The sequence below is a fragment of the Coprococcus sp. AF102-57 genome, from assembly GCF_027686195.1.
Classification (GTDB): Bacteria; Bacillota; Clostridia; order Lachnospirales; family Lachnospiraceae; genus Allocoprococcus; species Allocoprococcus comes.
On record NZ_JAQCSY010000043.1, the window covers coordinates 1 to 3,852 of the forward strand.

Here is a 3,852-nt window from a genome sequence, read left to right on the forward strand (position 1 = left end):
TGATTTCTTGGCACCGTTTTGGCACCGGAGTATACTCAAACCGATTCTCTTCTGTAGATACTAGATACTTCTCTACCAACTTTATATTGCACCGGTAATTTTTAACTGTTATAATCGAAACATGGGTGCTACCATAACGGTAGGCGGTTAGTCCTTCTCCAGAGAGTTGCAGAGTGCCAGTGCACTCGTTTTGCAACGACCGAAGTGAAACGGAGACCTGTGACCCTCTGATTACATAGAAACCTGTAAAGGAATCCAGTGGAAAGGAGGGCTAAGCCAATGAGTATTATTGACTTCATAGCAGTAGTGAGCTTCGGCTTAACCTGCTTTAGTATCGGATATACATTAGGCAAAGATAATCATAAACCACAAAAATAACCGCCCTGGTCTGGTAAACTAAGCGGTTATCTTTGATGATATTCTAAATAGTAAAACGGACTAACCGTCTATCGGTAGCACTCTTTTTCTATAATCATATTAGCACGCATCTGTGAAAATGTCAAAAAGTTCTTTTTCCATAGTATGTAATACGAATTTGAAAATACTTATAAGCCGAAAAAATACACCAGTACCAGATTGATCACAGCAGCTCCACCAAAAGCAACAACTGCAGTTACAACTAATTGCATAGGTTTTGGGAAATTTTCGAACACAAAAACTTTCCTACTCTTGCTCCGCACCTTGCTTAAAGATCCTGTCGTAAATGCTGCCATCATTATGACTGACACAGATACCAAGGTCTCACAATAGCCGGCAAGCTTTCCTAACACATCATTATACATATATGCACCTGTTTCATGCAGAATCCAGTATAGAACCAATGCACAAACTCCCATGACACTTTGGAGCTTCATTTCCTTAAAAATCTTCTCTTTCTCTGTAGTTGCATAATCTGACATTGTTTTAGCAATTTTTCTTTCTTCTTCGTTCATCATCTCGCTTTTCCTTTCTCCACTGATAATCTCAGGAATGCTGATATCATAATAATCTGCAATATCCACAAGAATACTGATATCCGGCATATTGTTTCCGGTTTCCCATCTGGATACAGTCCTTCCAGAGACATTTAATATTTCTGCCAACTGCTCCTGTGTAATGCCTTTTTCTTTGCGAAGTTTTTTTAAAAAATTCCCGATTTTTACTTGGTCCACCTCAACTCCTCCTTTCATCATCAAATATAGAATCTGTTATCTGCAAATAACACGACACAAAGCGAGAAATGTCGTATTTTCACTAATAGACACAGTTGTCTATGCGTTTTTCATTTTTTCAATTATACAAGCTGGAATTTCTATTTGTGTTGCCATGTCATTACATAATCTTTTTCTCCGGTAGCCTCATCTAAGCCATTATGCTGAATCTCAAATCCTTCTCTCTTATAAAAAGATATTGCCCGTGCGTTCTTTTGGTATACGTTCAAGTGCAACTTATTCCTTTTATCCTTTGCATAATTCAGCAGAATTTTACCTATACCCTGCGATTGCATTTCACCAGAAACAAAAATGCCCTCAACATATTCATCATTTAACCCTATAAAACCCTGTATTTCTGTATCATACTCATACACATAAACCTCTGCTAGTAACAACGCTTCTTTTACTGATTTGAAATTGCTTTTCCAGTATTCGGCGGGGATAAAATTATGTGCCTTTATATTTGTATCCAACCATATATCTGCAACTTTATTTATATCATCCCTTTGAAATTCTCTAATCATAACGGTGACTCTCCATAAACTTGAATTTAAATTATAACGGTCTTTGCAAATACACCATATCTACCAACTGTATTCCACTCTCATAGATTGGGTGGTCATAATTATCTATAAAGAAATTTGATATGATATGCGAACGGACAAAACCACACTTTTCATAAAATGGTATTGTCAGTGGGCTATCGCCTGTTCCCACTTGCAGAATGGCATATTGCTCTCTGTAATTATTAACAATAAACTCAATTAAGGCTCTTGCATAACCTTTCCCTTGATATTCTGGAACTGTCGCAATGTTCTTGATTTCAAGTATGTCATTTTCTTTATCGGTTATGACACACTCACACTTGACCCCATTATCATCAAGTACATACATCTTGCCGTTATCAAGATAACGGTCAACCATATCTTCCTGCTCATCTGCTAATAGGAGCAAATCAAGATATTGTTTTTTATTTTCTTTAACTTCAATAATTTTCATCAATCGCACCTACAAATTCTGATTGAACAAAATCGCTGCGCGATGGCCTAAAAAAGCAGTGGAATTACTTTCCATAATCCGTTATTGTTAAGTTACCACACGAAACAACTGAACTAAGAAAGCTCCACTGCCTATGATAAGAATAACATTTTCCAGTCTCTTCCGCAATCGGAATTATGACGCTAACGCACCTCCGAATAGGTAGATGTAATTATTAACACTACTTATTCTGGAGGTTTTATTATGTATAAAGATATTTTTGAATCCATCCGCAATGAAGCGGAAAAACGTAACCTGCGTGAAAGAACTATTCAACTGTATTGCTCTGATGTCAGTTACTTCCTTCGTTGGATTGGAAAAAATGTTTCTGATCTTACACTTGAAGATGCGGAAAGTTTTCTTACTGCCAAACGTCTGGAAGGAAGGTCTCCTGAAACTCACAATCACTATCGGTCTGCAATCAAGTTCTTATATAAAAAGGTGCTGAAGATTGTCTGGGATGATGACACTGTTCCGGCTATGAAAAGAGAGCGAAATCTTCCTGCTGTTCTATCCCGTGATGAAATAAATGCAATCATTGACGCCACTCCGAATCTGAAGCATAAAGCGATTATTGCAACTATGTATTCTTCCGGATTACGTGTATCGGAGGTCGTTCATCTTCATTATGATGACATTTCACGTACCAACATGACGATTCATGTTCGTGAAACCAAAGGCAGAATTGACAGGTATACAATTCTGTCTCAAAAAAATTTAGACCTTCTCACAGAGTATTGGTACAAATGTGGTCGCCCTAAAGATATCCTTTTCCCAAGTTCCTGGTCCGGTGGATATCTTGATATAGCCAGTGTTAACCAGTTCTTTAAGAAAAGTGCTAAACTCGCCGGCATTACCCGTCATGTTTCCTCTCATGCGTGCCGTCATAGTTTTGCCAGCCACCTATTCGAAAGTGGCACAGATATAAAATATATCCAGTCACTTCTGGGACATGTTGATCCTCGCTCTGCAGATGTTTACCTTCATGTGAGCAACAAGACACTTCTTGGAATCTGCAGCCCGTTCGACAACCCGGAAGGTGGTGAATCATGAGTAAGGATTGTACGATTCAGGATGTTTTTCATCGTTTTTATTCATCATTTGAATCCACACATGATATTTCTCCCGCTCAGAGAAAAGCCGCTTACCACATCATGAATTGCAAAACCGGTGCCTTCGGTGTGAACGTAAGCGTATGCGAGGACTGCGGTTGTAGATCAGTCCACTATAACTCCTGCCGTGACAGATCTTAGATGCACCTTATTTCCATGTGGTTTTTACAGTTCCAGAAGAACTTAATCCCATTATCTACAGCAACCAGAAATTCTTATACACTGCTCTTTATCATGCGGCTTCAGATACTCTCAGTGAACTTGCTGCTGATAGTAAATATCTTGGGACTGATATCGGCTATATTTGTATCCTCCATACATGGGGAAGCACCATGAATTTTCATCCTCATATCCATGCGATTGTTCTTGGTGGAGGGCTGGATGTGAAAAATCATTGGAAAGACAACGGGAAAGATTTTTTTCTTCCGATTAAGGTGATCTCCAAAATATTTCGTGGAAAATATATGGCTGAACTTAAGCAGCTCTGGGAAAATGACAGGCTTGAATTT

At 38.5% G+C, this 3,852-nt stretch carries 4 protein-coding genes and 1 pseudogene; 2 read left to right on the top strand and 3 right to left on the bottom strand.

The window, feature by feature from the left end:
• Window positions 1-545: 545 nt before the first annotated feature.
• From PGZ10_RS16400 to PGZ10_RS16410, 3 genes are all read right to left on the bottom strand, one after another.
• The gene (locus tag PGZ10_RS16400) at window positions 546-1,151 is read right to left on the bottom strand and encodes a helix-turn-helix domain-containing protein (protein WP_270204088.1); all 606 of its coding nucleotides are present in this window, start codon (window positions 1,149-1,151) and stop codon (window positions 546-548) included.
• Window positions 1,152-1,291: 140 nt separating this feature from the next.
• The gene (locus tag PGZ10_RS16405) at window positions 1,292-1,717 is read right to left on the bottom strand and encodes an N-acetyltransferase (protein ID WP_270541897.1); all 426 of its coding nucleotides are present in this window, start codon (window positions 1,715-1,717) and stop codon (window positions 1,292-1,294) included.
• A gap of 31 nt (window positions 1,718-1,748) precedes the next feature.
• Window positions 1,749-2,192 carry a GNAT family N-acetyltransferase gene (locus PGZ10_RS16410; RefSeq protein WP_034880612.1) on the bottom strand — a complete coding sequence of 148 codons (444 nt, stop codon included), beginning with the start codon at window positions 2,190-2,192 and terminating at the stop codon, window positions 1,749-1,751.
• Window positions 2,193-2,435: 243 nt separating this feature from the next.
• Between PGZ10_RS16410 and PGZ10_RS16415 the strand changes: the two genes are divergently transcribed.
• Both PGZ10_RS16415 and PGZ10_RS16910 read left to right on the top strand, forming a co-directional pair.
• Window positions 2,436-3,284 carry a tyrosine-type recombinase/integrase gene (locus PGZ10_RS16415; protein ID WP_270541899.1) on the top strand — a complete coding sequence of 283 codons (849 nt, stop codon included), beginning with the start codon at window positions 2,436-2,438 and terminating at the stop codon, window positions 3,282-3,284.
• Window positions 3,281-3,852, top strand: a pseudogene (locus tag PGZ10_RS16910) (IS91 family transposase); the annotation flags it as partial. The gene PGZ10_RS16415 and the pseudogene PGZ10_RS16910, both read left to right, overlap by 4 nt.

Bases quoted from the DNA above. Each gene is read 5' to 3' on its own strand.
- PGZ10_RS16405 (WP_270541897.1), bottom strand. From the start codon at position 1,717: ATGATTAGAGAATTTCAAAGGGATGATATAAATAAAGTTGCAGATATA.
- PGZ10_RS16410 (WP_034880612.1), bottom strand. From the start codon at position 2,192: ATGAAAATTATTGAAGTTAAAGAAAATAAAAAACAATATCTTGATTTG.
- PGZ10_RS16415 (WP_270541899.1), top strand. From the start codon at position 2,436: ATGTATAAAGATATTTTTGAATCCATCCGCAATGAAGCGGAAAAACGT.